The following is an 18432-nucleotide window of genomic DNA, read 5'->3' on the forward strand; positions in this document are numbered from 1 at the left end:
TATAATGAATGATAAAAAGGACATCATATGAATATTTTGGTAACGGGTGGAGCTGGATATATTGGTTCACATTGTTGTGTTGCTCTTCTTAATGCAGGCCATAATGTTGTCGTTATTGATAATTTTGATAACAGTCACCCTGAGGTCCTAAGGCGCATAACACACATTACTGGAAGAATCATTCATAATGAATCAGGCGACATTCGTGATAAGAATTTTGTCGAAGCGGTTATTGAACGTCACAACTGTGAGGCTGTTCTTCATTTTGCTGGACTAAAGTCCGTTGGTGAATCACAACTAAAACCAGAAGTATATTATGACTGTAATGTGATCGGTAGCTTACGTTTATTACAAGCAATGAAAGCCAAAAATGTTAAAAAATTTGTTTTTTCCTCTACTGCAACTGTGTATGGAAAACCAAAATATTTACCTTATGACGAATTGCATCCATTAGCACCTGAAAGTGTTTATGGCCGAACAAAGCTTTTGGTTGAAAACATGTTAAATGATTTTTATACAGCTGACCCAACCATGGCAATTTCTGTTTTACGCTATTTTAATCCAGTAGGTGCACATGAAAGTGGCCTTATTGGAGAAGACCCTAAAGGAATTCCAAATAATCTTATGCCTATCATAGCCCAAGTATCTTTAGGAAAACGAGATAAGCTTATGATTTGGGGCAATGATTACGATACAAAAGATGGAACAGGCATTCGTGACTATATTCACGTTGAAGATTTAGCAGAAGGGCATCTAAAAGCTTTAGAAGCCTTAGATAAAACAGGTATGTCGACAATTAATTTGGGAAAAGGGGAGGGATATAGCGTTCTTGACGTTATTCATGCTTTTGAACATGTATCCAATCGTAAAATCCATTATGAGATAGCCTCACGCCGTCAGGGAGATATAGGCGAATTTTATGCTGATCCGACTTCAGCCGAAAGATTATTACAATGGAAAGCAACAAAAGATCTTAAACAAATGTGTTTTGATATGTGGAATTTTCAAATAAAAAATCCAAACGGATACGAATAAATTTAATATTTGAAAAACATTTTTTTGATAAAAAAAATATATTTTTTAAAAATTCATATTATGCAAGATTTTGTATTATGACTTGTTTTGTCATATTTATAATTACTCACCCCAACGTTTATGAAACCACATCCATTGACTAGGATATTCACGAACCCATTCTTCAACTATATCGTTAAGTTTTTGAGCTGTTTTATTCATATCAATTTGATTATCTTCACAAAATGATAATTCCATACGTTCATAAAGTTCTAAGCGATATCTTCCACCGGGCAAACGTATGCAACGCGCTGGATAAACATCACAATCATATTGTCGAGCGAGCTTAATTAATAATGGATTGGTTTTTACAGGACGTTTAAAGAAAGTTCCTTTGATACCGCGTCGAAACTTTTGATCGACCAACATACCAACATCATCACCATCAGCTAACTTCCCTGCTAGTGCCCAAGCCGCACCTGCTTTCGATGGCACAAGATGCCCCATTTGAGTCCGTCTAGATTTTAATACTCTTTTGGCAATATAAGGATTATTAGGCGGACGAAATAAAGCCGTTACATTAAGACCAAAAGTTGCTGCACATATTGGCAAAAGTTCAAAATTACCAATATGGGCAGTAAAAAAAATATGAGGTTTTTTTTCTTCTTTCAAGCGCAAAAAAATATCAATTCCTTTGACTTCAACCAATCCGGGTTTATCTGCATTTGGGTCAAAATCAAAAATTTGATCTAAGAAAACATATTCAGCAAAAAGCCGACCCATATTTTCCCACATTTCGAGTGCTGTTTGTCGTATCCATGCATCATCTTTTTCAGGATAAGCTCGACGCAAATTATCAAGAGCTACAGTATGACGTGAAGAAAAACGTCCAAAAAAACGTGCAAACCAACAAAAAAATGCAATACCCACTTGAGCAGGAAATAATTTAACAAAAAAAATTATACTCGCAACGCAATGCGCCCAATACCAATTCCAAATGGATTTTAGCTTGTGTTTTAAGCGAAATATTAAAAGTTGAAATCGCATTGTCACAATTAATCAATTTTCAAAATAATTTTGCCGAACACATCACGGCTTTCCATGCGTCGTAAAGCCTTATCAATATCATTAAAGCCCACAACCGTATCAATCACAGGATAGACGAGACCTTGTGCCATCTTTTGCATTGCATTGGACATATTTTCCATACGACATCCAAATGACCCAAATATTTTTAGTTGTTGTTGAAAGAGTTGCATTAAATTCATCTGTGTTGACACACCTGATGTTGAACCACATATTACAAGGCGTGCGCCGCGTTTCATACAAAGCATTGATCCTGCCCAAGTATCCGCACCAACATGCTCAAAAACAACATCAACACCTTTTTTCTTTGTTAATTTACGAACAACACCTTCAAATCGATCTTCACGATAATTGATAACATGATCCGCGCCAAGTTCTTTAGCTTTTTCTATTTTATCATTGGAACCAACTGTCGTAATAACGGTACACCCCATTTTTTTTGCAAGCTGAATAGCTGCCGATCCAATGCCTGATCCACCAGCTTGTATTAATATGGTCTCACCAGGTTGAAGTTGTGCATTATCAAAAAGCATATGTTCAACTGTTCCAAATGTTACAGGAGCAACGGCAGCTCCTATCTCATCGCAATCGGGAGGTGCAGGCACTAATAAACGTGCAGGCAAATTAACGGACTCACATGCAAAACCATCAAGATGAAAGCCATGAACGCCACTTACATGAGTGCACAAATTATCACGGCCTTCACGACAAGATTTGCAAAGACCACAGGTTTGGGCACCATAAATTGATACAATTTGTCCCTTTTGTAAATGTGAAACGCCTGAACCGATATCTTCAATGATTCCTGAAGCCTCAGCACCAATTGTTAAAGGCATTTTGCGTTTGGCAAAAGCCATGCCACGCCATCCCCAAACATCAATATGATTTAAAGCAACAGCACGAATACGAACCGTCACTTCACCATGTTGTGGAGCATTAGGAGCTGCAATTTCAGTTACTTGCAAACGCCTATCGTCGAGCAATTGTAATGCACGCATCCTTACATCCTTTTAGATCCGCTAATTCATTTTTTTTAATTAGCCTTTATAGGCCGTTATGACAAGGCTACTGTTTTGGCCACCAAATCCAAAAGAGTTGGACAAAACATTTTGTACTTTAGCTTTTCTTGCATGATTAGGCACAACATCAAGTTGAATTGACTCGTCTGGTTCATCATAATTAATGGTAGGAGGCAAAATACCTGTTTCTATTGTCAGTAAAGAAAAAACAGCTTCAATAGCACCAGCAGCCGTCAAAGTATGACCAATCATTGATTTGTTCGATGACACGGGTAGATTTTTCAAACGATCGCCAAACACAGTTGATAAAGCAAGATATTCCATTTTTTCATTTTCTGGCGTTGATGTACCATGAGCATTGACATAGTCAATTTCATCAATGTTTAATCCCGCATCATTAAGAGCAGCTCTAACAGAGCCTATTGCAGGTGAGGCATCAGGCTTAGAACGGGTACGATGAAAATCATCAGCAGTTTCACCACATCCGGCAAGAATTCCAAGAATTTTAGCGCCTCTATCAATAGCGCTTTCAAGAGATTCAAGAACAAGAGCTCCAGAACCTTCTGCCATGACAAATCCATCGCGACCTTTACTAAAAGGTTTCGATGCTTTTTCGGGATATTTATTTTGCGTTGATAATGCTGATAAAAGAGAAAATCGAATAAGAGCTTCCGCAGAAACTGACCCATCAGTACCAATTGTTAATGCACGTGTTGTTTCACCTCTCCTAATCGCTTCAACACCAAGCTGTATGGCTGTTACGCCAGATGCACAAGCTGTTGAAAGCGTAATGGGTAATCCCGTTGTACCAAAGTGTTCCTTTAAACGCTCTGCGATATAACCAAATTGAGTTGTTTCAAAAAGATCTTCGTGAGTATTATTGCGGCACTCTTTTAACAATTCTTCATAAGAAGCACCTTTATCTTTATCAGCATTTTCATCAAGTAAAAAACGCGCTTTCCAATCCAATTCAACCGGAGGAGAAGCTAAAAAAAGTGGTCCATCAAAGTGCTTTTGATCAAGTCCAGATTGTTCCAAAGCTTCTTCACCAGCCAAAACTGCAAGTTTTTTTGACAAAGCAGAAGCACCAATTGTACTTTCATCCAAAAAATCAACAGTACCTGCAATTTGCGTATATAAATCTTGAATAGGAAATCTCGTAATTGTATGAATACCAGAAATGCCTTTGGTTAATTTATCCCAGTTTTCAGCTTTCCCTTGTCCAAGTGAACTCACGACACCTGCACCAGTTATAGCGACGATTGGACGTCCTAGATGATCGGTATATTTACTCATCATAAATCCTTAGGCGACTTTTAATTTCGCCATACCTTCAGCCCTATTCATACCTACCATCGAAATAAATACATTTTGAATAGGTTGAATATGCTGTTTTTCTATAGTGTTTAAAGCTGCAAATGCTTCTTTTTTCTGTACTGCAATAGCAGCAATTGCTAATGCTAAAGGAAATTGAGCTTCTCTTAAATGTCCAAATGCACTGGTTATTCCACGATAAGTCAAATTTGTCTGCTCTAAGAATTGTTGTTCTTCTTGAGTGATTTTTTTCAATCCAGATGCTGCTGATATGAAAAAATCAGCTTGAGTACCAAATTTTTGATACATCAATGATAGAGCATCAAGAGTCGAGTTTTTTTTACGATTGATCTGATCGGTAATAATTCCTTCTAGTTCAGCATAGATTTTTGCGCCACGTTTTAGAGCATTTTCAGCCTTCTCTAAAACAAGAAACACACCACCAGACCCAGAAATCAATCCACCACCTTCACTTTTTTCACGATCCCAAACTGAGCTCCAACCATGACGACTTAATGAACCTGCAAGCTCTTGGCCTAACAGCATATCATAATGTTCCGCATTATAAGAACCACCAACCAAAGCGTGGGTACTTTGACCAGAACGAATGCGTGAATAAGCAATCTCAATTGCTGAAAGACCACTGCCTTCTTCACCCATAAATGTGCGAGAAGATCCTGTAACCTTGTGAACAATTGCAATGTTACCGGCCAAAAGATTTGAAAGTTGCGCTAAAAATAGGGTAGGTCGGAGTTCAGAAGAGAGCATGTGATTAAGTAAAACACCACGCTCTTGATGATGACGAGCGGCTTCTAAAATTTGCGAGTCCACGTTTATATCACGCTCACCGCCACCTGCAGCAACAATCATATCCATTGTAGATGTTAAGGCTTCATCGCCTTTTATTCCAGCATCTTCAAGAGCAAGTCCCGCCGCATATGTTCCCAAGCGCTGCCATGTTTCCATTTGTCGTTGATCGCTGCGTTTTGGAATTTGTAAGTTCCAATCAATCTCACCGATAGGATGAACTGTGTAAGGTGAAAATCGATTTTCGTCGATACGTGGTTTTAATGGCACACTATTTAAACGTTCCCAGTGCTCTTCAACACCTTCACCTAAAGAACTTATCAGTCCTATGCCAGTTATAACGACTTTATGATTTTGCATGACTTTAATCGATTATCCAGCGTGTTTGGCCGAAACAAGTTCATCAATTTTTGCACAAAGGTTTTTTAAAACAAAATATTCATCAGTTGGGACTTTGCCATCATTTACTTCTTGTGTCCATTTTTCCAATGGAATTTTGATTCCAAAAGCTTTATCTATTGCAAAGACAATATCAAGAAAATCAAGACTATCGATCCCTAAATCATCGATTGTGTGGCTTTCAGGCGTGATTGTATCACGATCAATTTCACTTGTTTCTGCGATAATATCGGCAACTTTGTCAAACGTAGAGGACAATGTGCAATTCCTTTATATTGTTTACGGGCTCATTATGAGCCTTGTTCAGAATCTATCTAGCCTCTTTCTTATCTAAAAAAAAGGGCAAATGAAAATTTTAAATAGGTTTCACATATTAAAACACAAGAGTCGCTTGATATTTGAATCATAATATTAAGGCAATATTAATTCAACATTACAAGATATAACTACACTTAAAGCCACAATTAATTTTTATGAATATTTTTTTTATTGGCTTCTAAAACCGCTAATGCGGTCATATTTACAACGCCTCGCGATGTTACTGAAGGTGTTAATATATGTGCGGGTCGAGCCGATCCTAATAAAATCGGTCCAACATGCAATGAATCAGTTAAATTCTTAGTCACATTTAATGTAATATTTGCGGCATCAAGATTAGGAAATATAAGCAAATTAGCTTCTCCTTTTAGACGAGAAGATGGCAAAACTCTATCACGCAAAGTTTGTGAAAGAGCAGAATCGCCATGCATTTCGCCATCAGATTCTAGATCTGGAAAATTTTTTGCAACAATTTCAGCAGCATGGCGCATTTTACGCGCACTTTCGCTATTTTTTGAGCCAAAATTTGAATGAGATAAGAAGGCAGCTTTTGGTGTTATTCCAAAACCGCGAATTTCTTCAGCTGCTAGCGCAGTCATTTCAGCAATCTCTTGCGCAGTTGGATCAACATTGACATAAGTATCTGTTAAAAACAAAGTGCCTCTTTGTGAAATAAGAAGGCTTAACGCAGAAAAATGGCTTACTTTTTTGTTTAAACCAATGATTTGCTCAACAAGTTGCAAGTTGCGTTCAAACCGACCACCTAAACCACAAATCATAGCATCTGCTTCATTTCGCATGACGGCAAGTGCAGCAATTGCTGTTGTCGATGTTCGTACGATTGTGCGTGCTCCTTCAGGTGTGACACCCGCACGCCCTGTGTAATGTAAAAAAAGATCCACATAATCGCGATAACGCGGATCATCTTCAGGATTGATAATATCAAAATCTACTGATGGCTTAATACGCAAACCAAAACGTTTAAGTCGCGTTTCAATAACACTAGGACGCCCCACTAAAATAGGAATTGCAGTTTGCTCTTCAAGAACGACTTGTGCAGCGCGCAAAATGCGTTCATCTTCTCCATCCGCATAAATTACACGTTTTGCAGCGGCTGATTTTGCAGCTGCAAAAACAGGCTTCATAATAAGTCCAGAACGGAAAACAAACTTGTTTAATTCATCAAGATAGGCTGACATATCTTGTATAGGACGAAGAGCCACACCCGTTTCCATAGCAGCTTTTGCAACTGCAGGGGCAATGCGTAAAATAAGACGTGGATCAAAAGGAGAAGGAATGACGTAATCAGGACCAAAACTTGGCACTTCACCTGAATAAGCGCGTGCGACAACATCTGAAGGTTCTTCTCGAGCAAGAGCAGCTATTGCATATACAGCTGCTGCTTTCATTTCTTCGTTTATTGCAGTTGCACCGACATCTAAAGCACCACGAAATATATATGGAAAACATAGAACATTATTTACCTGATTGGGATAATCAGACCGACCCGTACAAATAACCGCATCAGCAACAACAGCTCGTGCATCTTCTGGCATAATTTCTGGACTTGGATTTGCCAAAGCTAAAATCAATGGTTTTGAAGCCATTTTTTTAAGCATTTCTGGCTTTAAAACGCCTCCAGCGGAAACACCTAAGAAAACATCTGCACTATCAATAATCTCATTCAGCGTTCTTGCATTGGTTTTTTGAGCATATGCACTTTTCCACCGATCCATCAAAACTTCGCGGCCTTCATAAACGACGCCTTCTAAATCGCTTACCCATATATTTTCTCGTTTTGCGCCAAGACGAACCAAAAGATTTAGACACGCAAGTGCTGCTGCTCCTGCTCCAGAAGTCACAATTTTTACATCTTCAATTTTTTTACCCGCAAGATCTAATCCATTAATAATGGCAGCTCCCACGATAATTGCTGTACCGTGTTGATCATCATGAAATACGGGAATATTCATTTTTGCCCGTAATTGTTCTTCTACCTCAAAACATTCAGGTGCTTTAATATCTTCAAGATTGATGCCGCCAAATGTTGGTTCTAACGAACTGATTGTACTGACTATATTCTCAACATTTTGTGCATCTATTTCAATATCAAAGACATCTATATTCGCGAATTTTTTAAATAGAACAGCCTTGCCTTCCATAACTGGTTTTGAAGCAAGTGGTCCAATATTGCCAAGACCCAAGACAGCAGTCCCATTTGAAATGACGCCCACTAAGTTTCCGCGTGATGTATATTGTGCCGCACTATCAGGATCACCACTTATAGCCAAACATGGAGCAGCAACGCCGGGGGAATATGCAAGTGCTAGATCACGCTGATTACCCAATGGTTTTATAGGTTGTATTTCTAATTTTCCAGGTTTTGGATATTGATGATAAAATAATGCTGCTTTTTCAAGCTCAGCACGTTTCAGGTCTTTTTTTTTGTTATCTGTCATATTTGTCTCATTTCAAAATGCACTAATATAGGCACCGCCGTCTAAAATAATGTTTTGTCCAGTAATAAACCCAGACTTCTCAGAACAAAGAAATGTACAGGCGTGGCCAAATTCGTCAGGCTCACCAAAGCGTTGTGCAGGATTTTGTTTTTTGCGTTCTTCGATAAGATCATGATTGATCGAATTTTCCTTTCCGCCATTAACGTTAAAGGTCTTCAACAACCGATCTGTTGCGAAGGGTCCAGGAAGCAAATTATTAATAGTGACATTATCACGTACAACTGTTCGTGCAATACCTGCTAAAAAAGATGTCAAACCCGCACGTGCACCTGAAGACAGGTCAAGTCCTAAAATTGGTGCATAAATCGATGTAGAAGTGATATTAATAATTCGTCCGAATTTTCTTTCTCTCATACCGTCTATAACCGCTTGTATAAGTTCAATCGGCGTGACCATGTTTTGTGTAATCCCTGAAAGAATTTTATTGCGATCAAGTTCTTTGAAATCACGTAAGGGAGGACCGCCATTATTATTAATGAGAATATCTGGTTGCGGACATTTTTTTAATAATTCATTTTGCCCTTCAAAAGTTGACACATCAGCAACAACGACATTCACTTCAACATGACATCTATCGGTAATTTCTTTTGCTGTTGACTCTAATGTTTCTTTTGTTCGTCCATTTAGTGTGACACTGCATCCTTCATCTGCTAAAGCAATAGCGCATGCTTTACCAAGCCCCTTACTTGATGCACAAATGATAGCATGACGTCCTTTAAGTCCTAAATCCATACCACTTGCTCTCCTCGAAAATGCCCGTTATAAGATGGTCAAATTGTTTAACTATTATTTTAATGTCCTATAAAATAAAATGGATATTCATATATTATTTATTAAATATGCTATAACATTAAGTTAGTGTAGAGTTTGAAATAGATAAAATATACACGAAATGGTGACCTGAAATCATTTATTATTATTTGTTAATTTGATGTTTTTTCAATATATGGCATCATAAATTATGTGAATATAGTGGACGCGTGAATGAGTGATCAACAAAAGCAAAAATCACAAAAAGAACGTCATAAAGCATCGGTTGAACACTCTGTCGCAGATGGTTTATTAACAATAAAATGTTATGGGTATTGGAATACCCATACAGTTCAACTTATTGACGATGATTTGCGCAAAGTTGAAAATACCCGTTGTGAGCATGTTGTTATCGATGCAACGCAAATGCATGGACTGGATACCTCTGGTGCTTGGATGCTTGATCGACTTTACGTCAAATTTAAACAGAATAATATTCCAGTCAAACTAAGTGGCGCAAAAGATTCGTGGCATTCACTTTTAGAAACAGTGGGGCAAAGTTTTAATAATAAAGACGAAACAAGGCAGAAGCCGAAATCTCTACTTCACGTCCGATTTTTTGAATTTTTTGGTATTCACACTTTGAATGCATTGCGTGATTTAAAATTAGCCATGCATATTCTTGGCGCGACAATTAGTGGTGCACAAACAAAAAAAGGACGAGGGTCAGGCATAAGTCTTCCTGCTTTGGTTACACAAATTGATCGGATGGGTGTTGGTGCCATTCCAATTATTGTATTAATGTCTTTTATTGTTGGCGCAATTATTGCCCAGCAAGGTGCTTTTCAATTAAGAACTTTTGGAGCTGAAATTTTTGTCGTTGATTTGGTGAGTATATTAGTTTTTCGAGAACTTGGTGTGCTTTTAACAGCAATTATGATTGCAGGACGTTCTGGTAGTGCAATTACAGCTGAAATAGGTTCGATGAAAATGCGTGAGGAAACTGACGCATTGCAAGTTATGGGGTTAAATCCTATTGGCGTATTGGTTTTTCCACGTTTGGTTGCTTTAGCCATTATACTTCCTTTACTTACAGTAATTGCTGATATTGCAGCGATTTTAGGTGCAGCATTTGTCTCAAAAGTATATTCTGGCATTGCTTATGAAGCATTTATGAACCGATTATATGATGCTGTTTGGACAACAACGTATTTTGCAGGATTAATAAAGGCGCCTTTTATGGCACTTATTATTGGTATTATTGCATCAGTAGAAGGCTTAAAAGTTGGCGGAAGTGCTGAATCTTTAGGGCAGCGTGTAACATCTTCTGTCGTTCGTTCAATTTTTGTTGTTATTGTCATCGATGGTTTTTTTGCCATTTTTTATGCGGCCATTAATTTTTAAAAGGGGTTTTGGTGAATCAAAATAAAAAAACACAATCAGCCCTAGATCTCGATACAAATACCGTTATTTCTGTGCGTGATGTGACCGTTCAGTTTGGTGATAAAAAAGTTTTAGATGGGCTTGATCTTGATATTCGGCGCGGTGAAATTCTTGCATTTATTGGTCCATCAGGGGCTGGTAAATCTGTTTTAATGCGTACAATATTAGGATTAAATAAAAAAGTTTCAGGTCAAATTAAAATACTTGGCCAAAACATCGATCAAATAAATGATCAAGAGCGCGTTGAAATCGATATGAGAATGGGTGTTTTATTTCAACACGGAGCACTTTTTTCTGCATTAAATGTTTTAGAAAATATTCAAGTTCCGATGCGTGAATACCTCGATATTTCACCAAAACTCATGGATGAATTAGCGCGTTTAAAAATTTCACTTGTAGGGTTAGAGGCCGATACAGCCGAAAAATATCCTTCAGAATTGTCAGGTGGCATGATAAAACGCGCTGCTTTAGCACGCGCCTTAGCTCTTGACCCTCACATTGTGTTTCTTGATGAACCAACATCAGGTCTTGACCCTATAGGTGCAGCGGATTTTGATGAGCTCATTGCAGATTTGCGCGATACTATGGGATTAACCGTTTATATGGTTACGCATGATTTAGATAGTATTTACTCAGTCTGTGATAGAATAGCAGTTCTTGGACACAAAAAGGTTATGGTTGAAGGCACGATTGAAGAAATGTTGAAAGTTGATGATCCTTGGGTTCAGTCCTATTTTCAAGGAAAAAGATCACGTCAAATGGTACCTTCGCAACAACGCCGAAGTGCTCAACTAACAAAAGAGGCGGCAAAACAAAATGGAAACTAAAGCTAATTACGTGAAGGTCGGTGTATTCACCGTTACAACGCTTATCGCTGCATTTTTAATTGTTTTTTATATTTCTGGCTTGTTTGAATCACGAAACTTGGAACCTCTTGATGTTCGTATTCCAGGTTCTGTAAGTGGTCTTGGTGAAAGCAGTCAGGTTTTTTTCAATGGGATAAGAGTAGGTACGGTTCGTCGCTTAACTTTGGATGAAAGCAATCCCAATATGGTAATTGCAAAAACTGAAATAAATGGAACAGTCCCTATTACACGTTCCACTGTTGCAACACTTGGTTTCCAAGGTTTAACAGGATTAGCTTTTATTGAATTAAAAGGGGGGAGTCTCAATGAGCCTAATCTTTTAGAAGAAGCCGAGCGTGATGATACGGTGGCACGTATTGATGCAGATCCATCAACATTCAATAATCTTTTAGCAACAGCACAAGATATTTTTGCACGTGCGAACTCAGCACTTGAAGAATTGGAAGGCTTTATTAAGGATGTTCGTGATCCATTAACACAAACTGTTGAAAATACACGGGATTTCTCGAATACACTTATCAACAATAAAGATAATGTTCAAAATATAATGAATGATACCAGCCAAATGATGAAGCGTTTGAATACAGCATCTGAAAAAGCCGATTCTATTATGGCTAAACTCGATAGGATGTTGTCACCAGACAATAAAAATAGTGTTGTTGTCCAAGCGCAAAAAACATTAACATCTATACAAGATGCGGCTGACACTCTTAATCAGCACATTGGACCTATTGCTAACAATTTAGAACGTTTTTCAGGCAAGGGATTGCGCAATGTTGAAGCGCTTGTCAATGATAGCCGTCGTTCTATTGAACGTATTGAGCAGGCAATTACAGATTTGGAACGCGATCCACAACGTATAATTTTTGGTGGAACAGGTAGCGTTCCGCAATATGATGGGAGAACACGTCGATGAAAACGACAAAAACCATTGCCCTTGTTAAATTTGCATTATTCACTCTTATATCAACAGGGTTCGTATCTGCATGCAGTTCCCCCCCTCGTGATACATTTGATCTGACTGTTAATCGTTTTACAGCACCAACAAATAAAACACACAAAAATATTCAAATATTAATAGCCAAACCTGATGCTGTAAAAGCTCTTGATGGTCAAGATATCGTTATCCGTCAAGGTGGAGCGATCGCTTATTTAAAAAAAGCACAATGGAGCGATCGTCTTCCTAATCTTATTCAAGCGCGTCTTGTGCAAGCATTTGATAATAGCAATCAGTTTGGTGGTGTTGGTCGTCCAGGTGATGGGTTGGCTATCAATTATCAAATTTTGACTGATATAAGATCTTTTGATGTTGAAGTAGGAAATAACCAAAAAATCGCGAATATTGAAATAAGCATCAAAATTATGGATGATCGTAATGGAAACATTCGTGCCTCTCGGATCTTTAGATCTCAATCTGGCGTCATTGGTGTAGAAAATAATCAATACGCACATGCATTGGATACTGCTTTTTCGGCACTTACTATCGATATAGTAAATTGGGTAACCTCAGCTCTTTAATAAATATAATATTTAAAAAACAGGCGGAAAAGTTGAATGCTTTTCTGTCTTTTTTATGTGGATTTATAATATTAAATTTATACAAACATGTATTCTGAAAATCATGTATGAATATTCATTTTATAAATATCACGTGTATCATATGTTTGTTCAACTTATAAGCATTATAAGCATCAAAATCAAAAATCGATTATTAAAAATACGATTAAAACTTTCAACCAAAACGTATTAAATATCCATATTTTTCATTATGAATAATGATGTAAATACCATTTTTTTTAAAAACTTCTAAAAAGTGAAAGGGAACCTTTTATAAGATTCCCTTTAAACTTATTGTTTTGATTTAACCATTATTTTGGTTTTATTGAATACGTCCGCTAGCGTGTGCGAGCATCGTATATACTTTTCCAGTATCTGACGTAAGATAATTTCTTACAGCATTTTTTCCTCTACCATCTCTGGAAACTTCACGAAGTAATTTTTCAAAGTCTGCAATATATTGATTTACAGAACGACGAAAATCATGATCGGAACCATATTTTTGTTTAATTTTTTCAAAAGTAAGTTGTCCATCAAATGTGTATAATCGTTGAGTATAAATATTGCGTTGTCCACGGCGATAATGACCCCATAAATCAACAGCAGCATCATGATCAATAGCACGAACGATATCAACAGAAAGTGAGTTGAGTGATTCAACAACATGATCTGCTGTTCTTTCTTTTCTTACTTTAGTCACGGTTGAATCGCGAAAATCATCATGACTAGAAGCGCGGGCTAATAGATTTGAAACCCAACTATCTCGTGCATTTTTTATCTCAAAACTATCATTTACTTTATCATACTCAGTGGAGCGCTCATTTGAACGTGTAAAAAAAGATTTGCTTTTTTTAAATGGTTTTTCTTGGTTTTGAAACGTAGGACGAGAGACACCTAAATTTGTCGCATTGTTTTGCATCACCGTAGATAATTCTTTCAATACGTTAATTTGATCCTCAACCGCATTGCGCATGGCTTGCGTGGATTCAAGCGTTTGATTTGGTAAATCACCTATAGTTTTTGCTAAATCGCCACTTGTTTTTGAGAGTTCAGAACGAATTGCTTGCGCTGAACGACGTAATTCTTCTGTTGCTCCTGAAAATTTTTCTGACGCATTCCCTAAAGTCTCATTTAAGCTATGTTGAATTTTCTCTGCATATTGACGAGCACCTTTATCTGTCTGTTGCAAAGCACTGCTGATGATATATTCATAATGAGACACTACTTGATTGATCTCTTCAGACTTTTCAACCAAAGCCTTACTCAATTGCTCTAACATCTCATGTTTGTCTTCTAATGTTGTGTTCAGTGCAAATTGAGAACGATGAATAAGATCAGCCGCATGACTTAAAATTTCTGCATGTTGTTCTAATTTTTGGCTCATTTCACCGATTTGAGCATAAGTATTATTTGAAAGTCCCTGCAACATTTCAACATTATTGCTGAGCATAGTATTCGATTTTGTTAAATGGTCGATCACATTGCTAGTACTATTATAAAACTGATTTGCAGTATTGTTAAATTGTCCGTCAATATTTTGAATAGAAGAAATAAGAGAGTTCGTATTTTCACTCATATCACGTGCTGACTGATCCATTTGTTGAAGCAATGCAGATACGTTCCCCATCAAATCATTCTTAACAGATGATACAACTTGTATTGTCTCTGAACTGCGTTTAGCAAATGCATCCATTAAAGCTTTATTTTCTGCTTGTATTCTTTTTTCAGCATCTTGTGCAACTTGATGGATTTGACTGCCAAAATGATTAGCCAATGACCCGAGCGAAGTACTTGTTTGTTTTGCTGCTTGACTAAGATTTTGTGCAACATCTGATAGCTGTTCAACGCCACCAGTAATATGGGTGGTTGCATCATTTACAACAGAAGTTAAATTTTGACCAATCATCGACATCTTATCGCCAATATTCATTTCAATTTTTTCTACTGTTTCATGCAAGAGATATGAACGTTCAGCTAAAGATTGTTCCATCGAAGATGCGGAAGTTTGAATTGCAGTATTAAAGCGTTGTGCTTGTTCGCCTATCAGTGTTTCAATACGTGAAATTTCATCATGTACAGATAATGATAAAACTTGTCCTGCCTGACTGAAACGATCCGCAGCACCTTCAATTTGCGTATTTAAAGTCGTAACAAGATTGTTTCCTATGTCATTAAGAATTTGTCCAGATTTTTGTGTTTCTAGCGAAAAGCTTTCTGCCACACGTTTACCTGAAGATGTCAAAACAGTTTCAGCTTTTACAGCCACATCAGCCAAGGATGATACAAGCTCTTCACCTACAATTGACATCGCAGATTGTACCTTATCTGTTTCTTCTGAAACAGCTGTTACTAAATAATCGCCACTTGAAGAAATCATTTCTGAAGCTTTTTCAGTAATGGACATAAAATTACTTACCAGTTTACCACCAGTTTCATTCAATGTACTAGCTGCTCTTTCTGTATTCGTAGATAACACAGTCACTAACTGTTCACTTGTCTGCGTTAATAAACCTGCCGTCTTTTCAGCTTCAATGGAAAGACCAGAAATCAAAACATTACGCGCATTATCAATAATATTGCCTGCTTTTTGTGCTTCTTCATTAAAGACATCCGAAACCGCCACGATATTTTCACGCAAATCACCAGCAAGCTTTACGGCCGACTTCTCAAGAGTATCCTTGACTGTATTAACGCCAATATCCAATGCTTTTTTCATTGTTTGAGTACGTTCATCGAGTATTGCCGTCTGCTCGCTAAAGGATTGTCTAATTTGATCATTATTTGTCATAACAACAAATTTTAATTCATTCGATTTTTGACCTAAAACCGTTGTTTGCGCTTCCAAAGTTTGACTGACATGATTCAATGTATGCGATAGATGCTGCTCCAACTCAGTGGCTCTCTCAGCAATCTCTAAGCTTTTACTAGTAAGATTATCATTCAATGAACCAATACGTGAATCGATCGATTCCAGTAATGACCCATTAGATTGTGATAAAGCACTTTTGAGTAACTCTGTATGGCTTTCTAAAGTATCCAAATGACTTGTGAAGGTTACTCTTAATGTTTCACTGTTGGAATTGATAGCATTTTCAACCAATGAAACTTGTTTACCCAAAGCATCGCCAAAATGAAGATCACCTTGCTTAATGATTTCCCTAATGTGATCAATACGTTCTTCCAAAACACGAGCTTGATCAACCAAAACTTCATTTAAAGCAGAACTATTAAGGGTGAGAGATTCACGCAATGCATCCGCACGAACATCAATGTTATGCGCATGAGTATCTAAAACTTCATTTGCAGTTTCAAAACTTCTTGTAATTATATTGTGAATGCGTTCAGAACGTTCATCAAGTTCTTCCAAATGATTACGCGCATGGTCATCAAACGTCATCACATTTCTAACCAGAGATTCTTCCAAATTAGAAACATGCTGAGAAATAAGATTTATTTGTTGCTTTACAGTATCTCCAACCTTATCAGATTCACCATCAAGCATTTGTGCAATTAACGCACGCCCCTCAGCCATTTGTGACTTAAAATCATCAGCACGATTTTTAATCACCGTTGCTATTGACGTATTTATATCTTCAATTTCTTCTGCCAATATTTTCTTACTATCACCGAGTGTTGTAAGAAACTCATTGCGGCCTTGCGAAAAAGTATTGGCAATATCAATTGTACGCTCTTTGAGTGTTTCATTAATCTGATGCGCACGTGATTCTAAAATGCTACCAAGTTTTTCAGTGCTTTCTTCTAATGTTTGCGCGCGTGAAATGAATGAATGAATGATTGATGTACTGCGTTCACCCAAAGTCCTATCAACATCAGCAAGTCTTTTTTCAAAAGCCTCAACCGCGGCAATCGTTGCATCATCAAAACGATCACTTAACGTATCAGCTTTTTCACCTAAATAAGTCATTCTTTCGTCAAACTCATTCAAAGATTGATTGCTACGATCTACAATAGCGTTATCAAGTTTTTTAAATTTTTCATCAAACTTAGACAAAGCACTTTCTGCGGCAGCTTGCATACGCGTTGAAATTTCTTCAGCGCGTGCTTCCGCTTCACTTGCACCACTACTAAATGTATCCGCTAATATTTGTCCATTGGTTTCAAAACGTTGCGCAGCAATATTAAAACGTTCTTCTAAATTATCAAAAAGCTGGGTATTTTGATGTTGTATCTGCTGAGCAGTTTCACTAAACTTTTTAGCGAGATCTCCACTAACGCCTTCACCTGCTTCTGACAATCGAGAAACAAGTTCTTCACCTTGACGTTTTAAAGTTTGAGACAATGTCTGGGCAACATTTTCAACATTAGAGGCAATATTTGCAGCGATTGAGCCAAATTCGTTACTTAATTGATGTTCTGTTCCGTGAATAGTCGTACGAACGCGTTCAGCATGGCTTAAAATTGATTCTCTTTCATTGCCAAGTTCAGTAATTAGACTATGAATGCGTGATTCATTTTCTGAATAAGCCCGTTCTAAATTATGCACTTCTCCCTGAATTAAAGCTTCCAATTCAACTGCACGAGAAAGAGTTCTTTCTATACCCTCGCTCATTGCAGACACTTCTTGACGAATCGTTTGCCCTAATGTCGCAAACTGTTCCTCTGTAGTTTTTTGAGGATGATTAAGACGTAAAGCTGCATCCGACATAGCGACTGCTATATTTTGTAATTCATTCGATCTTTTCGATAATTGTGCAAACCCCCAAAACATTAAAATCGGAATGGCCGTTCCTGCGGCAACAGCAAGACCTGTAGGTGTGGCAATAAAGCTTCCAAGCGCACCTAATCCGCCAGTTGAAAGAGTGTTCGCAACAAATGCACCACCTGCAACCCATAACGCGCTAAGTGCTGTAGTACTCCAATAAATGCGCGATGATGACTTACGTGACATGAGGCGGCGAGGGGCTGCTTTAAAACCAACATCATTGGCAGGTTGTGGTGGAGTTGCAAGTAAAGGATCGCGTACAGTACCACCAGATATTTCACGTTGGGGTTTTTCCCCAAAAAGCTGTTCAGCAACTGATTCGTCGACAGCTGGTCCAACTTTTGCGTTTTTAGATGTATTTGATCCGTTTTCTGCTTCTAACTCTTCAGTTGCAAGCGCAATTTGTTGAGCCAGATCATCAAGATCAATCATAGTATCATCATCTAACGATATATCATCGTTAAGTGCGTCATCAAAATTGAAATCTAAAGCTTGCTCAAGAGCTTCTTCAACTTCAGCTTCAATTTTTTCTGCCTTGATCCTGCGTGCCATATTTGCCTCTTTACTCTATACACAACGAAAGGATAGTATTCCTTTCAAAAGGTTCCCCATCTTAC

13 protein-coding genes are annotated in these 18432 nt (G+C 37.7%); 5 read left to right on the forward strand and 8 right to left on the reverse strand.

The annotated features are described in order from the left end of the window. The first annotated feature begins 27 nt into the window (after positions 1-27). The gene (gene galE, locus ME5_RS06890) at positions 28-1035 is read left to right on the forward strand and encodes a UDP-glucose 4-epimerase GalE (protein WP_008039659.1); all 1008 of its coding nucleotides are present in this window, start codon (positions 28-30) and stop codon (positions 1033-1035) included. 102 nt (positions 1036-1137) lie between these two features. Here the strand turns inward: galE and ME5_RS06895 are convergent, their stop codons facing one another. The 7 genes from ME5_RS06895 to ME5_RS06925 all read right to left on the reverse strand — a co-directional run bounded on the left by ME5_RS06895 (position 1138) and on the right by ME5_RS06925 (position 9208). Beyond that, on the reverse strand, positions 1138-2067 hold the full coding sequence (locus ME5_RS06895; RefSeq protein ID WP_196793516.1) for a lipid A biosynthesis lauroyl acyltransferase: 930 nt from the start codon (positions 2065-2067) through the stop codon (positions 1138-1140). A 2-nt stretch (positions 2068-2069) separates the two neighbouring features. Further along, positions 2070-3098 carry a zinc-binding dehydrogenase gene (locus ME5_RS06900; protein ID WP_008039661.1) on the reverse strand — a complete coding sequence of 343 codons (1029 nt, stop codon included), beginning with the start codon at positions 3096-3098 and terminating at the stop codon, positions 2070-2072. A 39-nt stretch (positions 3099-3137) separates the two neighbouring features. Beyond that, entirely contained in the window at positions 3138-4415 is a 1278-nt protein-coding gene (locus tag ME5_RS06905; RefSeq protein ID WP_008039662.1) for a beta-ketoacyl-ACP synthase, read from the reverse strand. 9 nt (positions 4416-4424) lie between these two features. Further along, the gene (locus ME5_RS06910) at positions 4425-5600 is read right to left on the reverse strand and encodes a beta-ketoacyl-ACP synthase (protein WP_008039664.1); all 1176 of its coding nucleotides are present in this window, start codon (positions 5598-5600) and stop codon (positions 4425-4427) included. A 12-nt stretch (positions 5601-5612) separates the two neighbouring features. Next, positions 5613-5897 (reverse strand): acyl carrier protein, encoded by a 285-nt coding sequence (locus ME5_RS06915; RefSeq protein WP_008039668.1) that lies wholly within the window; start codon positions 5895-5897, stop codon positions 5613-5615. 206 nt (positions 5898-6103) lie between these two features. Continuing rightward, on the reverse strand, positions 6104-8416 hold the full coding sequence (locus ME5_RS06920; RefSeq protein ID WP_008039671.1) for an NADP-dependent malic enzyme: 2313 nt from the start codon (positions 8414-8416) through the stop codon (positions 6104-6106). A gap of 12 nt (positions 8417-8428) precedes the next feature. Then, positions 8429-9208 carry an SDR family oxidoreductase gene (locus ME5_RS06925; RefSeq protein WP_008039672.1) on the reverse strand — a complete coding sequence of 260 codons (780 nt, stop codon included), beginning with the start codon at positions 9206-9208 and terminating at the stop codon, positions 8429-8431. A 252-nt stretch (positions 9209-9460) separates the two neighbouring features. On the opposite strand from ME5_RS06925, the gene ME5_RS06930 reads away from it, so the two are divergent. From ME5_RS06930 to ME5_RS06945, 4 genes are read left to right on the forward strand one after another with little or no spacing between them, the layout of a single operon-like run. Continuing rightward, positions 9461-10630 (forward strand): ABC transporter permease, encoded by a 1170-nt coding sequence (locus ME5_RS06930; protein WP_008039681.1) that lies wholly within the window; start codon positions 9461-9463, stop codon positions 10628-10630. Positions 10631-10641: 11 nt separating this feature from the next. Next, entirely contained in the window at positions 10642-11496 is an 855-nt protein-coding gene (locus ME5_RS06935) for an ABC transporter ATP-binding protein (RefSeq protein ID WP_008039683.1), read from the forward strand. Then, a complete protein-coding gene (locus ME5_RS06940; protein WP_008039685.1) occupies positions 11486-12451 on the forward strand; it encodes an MlaD family protein in 966 nt (321 codons plus the stop codon). Before ME5_RS06935 ends, ME5_RS06940 begins: the two co-directional genes overlap by 11 nt. Beyond that, positions 12448-13053: an ABC-type transport auxiliary lipoprotein family protein gene (locus ME5_RS06945; RefSeq protein WP_008039691.1), complete on the forward strand. Its 606-nt coding sequence runs from the start codon at positions 12448-12450 to the stop codon at positions 13051-13053. The genes ME5_RS06940 and ME5_RS06945 overlap by 4 nt, the downstream gene beginning before the upstream one ends. A 361-nt stretch (positions 13054-13414) precedes the next feature. Here ME5_RS06945 and ME5_RS06950 read toward each other — a convergent pair whose 3' ends face one another. Next, positions 13415-18367, reverse strand: coding sequence for an apolipoprotein A-IV repeat region-like domain-containing protein (locus tag ME5_RS06950; protein WP_008039692.1), 4953 nt, complete (start codon positions 18365-18367; stop codon positions 13415-13417). Between the last annotated feature and the right edge of the window lie 65 nt (positions 18368-18432).

This window comes from Bartonella tamiae Th239 (genome assembly GCF_000278275.1).
Lineage (GTDB): Bacteria > Pseudomonadota > Alphaproteobacteria > Rhizobiales > Rhizobiaceae > Bartonella > Bartonella tamiae.

Coding starts and splice junctions, on each gene's coding strand:
- ME5_RS06905 (WP_008039662.1), bottom strand. CDS start 4,415: ATGAGTAAATATACCGATCATCTAGGACGTCCAATCGTCGCTATAACT.
- ME5_RS06950 (WP_008039692.1), bottom strand. CDS start 18,367: ATGGCACGCAGGATCAAGGCAGAAAAAATTGAAGCTGAAGTTGAAGAA.
- ME5_RS06925 (WP_008039672.1), bottom strand. CDS start 9,208: ATGGATTTAGGACTTAAAGGACGTCATGCTATCATTTGTGCATCAAGT.
- ME5_RS06940 (WP_008039685.1), top strand. CDS start 11,486: ATGGAAACTAAAGCTAATTACGTGAAGGTCGGTGTATTCACCGTTACA.
- ME5_RS06920 (WP_008039671.1), bottom strand. CDS start 8,416: ATGACAGATAACAAAAAAAAAGACCTGAAACGTGCTGAGCTTGAAAAA.
- galE (WP_008039659.1), top strand. CDS start 28: ATGAATATTTTGGTAACGGGTGGAGCTGGATATATTGGTTCACATTGT.
- ME5_RS06930 (WP_008039681.1), top strand. CDS start 9,461: ATGAGTGATCAACAAAAGCAAAAATCACAAAAAGAACGTCATAAAGCA.
- ME5_RS06900 (WP_008039661.1), bottom strand. CDS start 3,098: ATGCGTGCATTACAATTGCTCGACGATAGGCGTTTGCAAGTAACTGAA.
- ME5_RS06910 (WP_008039664.1), bottom strand. CDS start 5,600: ATGCAAAATCATAAAGTCGTTATAACTGGCATAGGACTGATAAGTTCT.
- ME5_RS06945 (WP_008039691.1), top strand. CDS start 12,448: ATGAAAACGACAAAAACCATTGCCCTTGTTAAATTTGCATTATTCACT.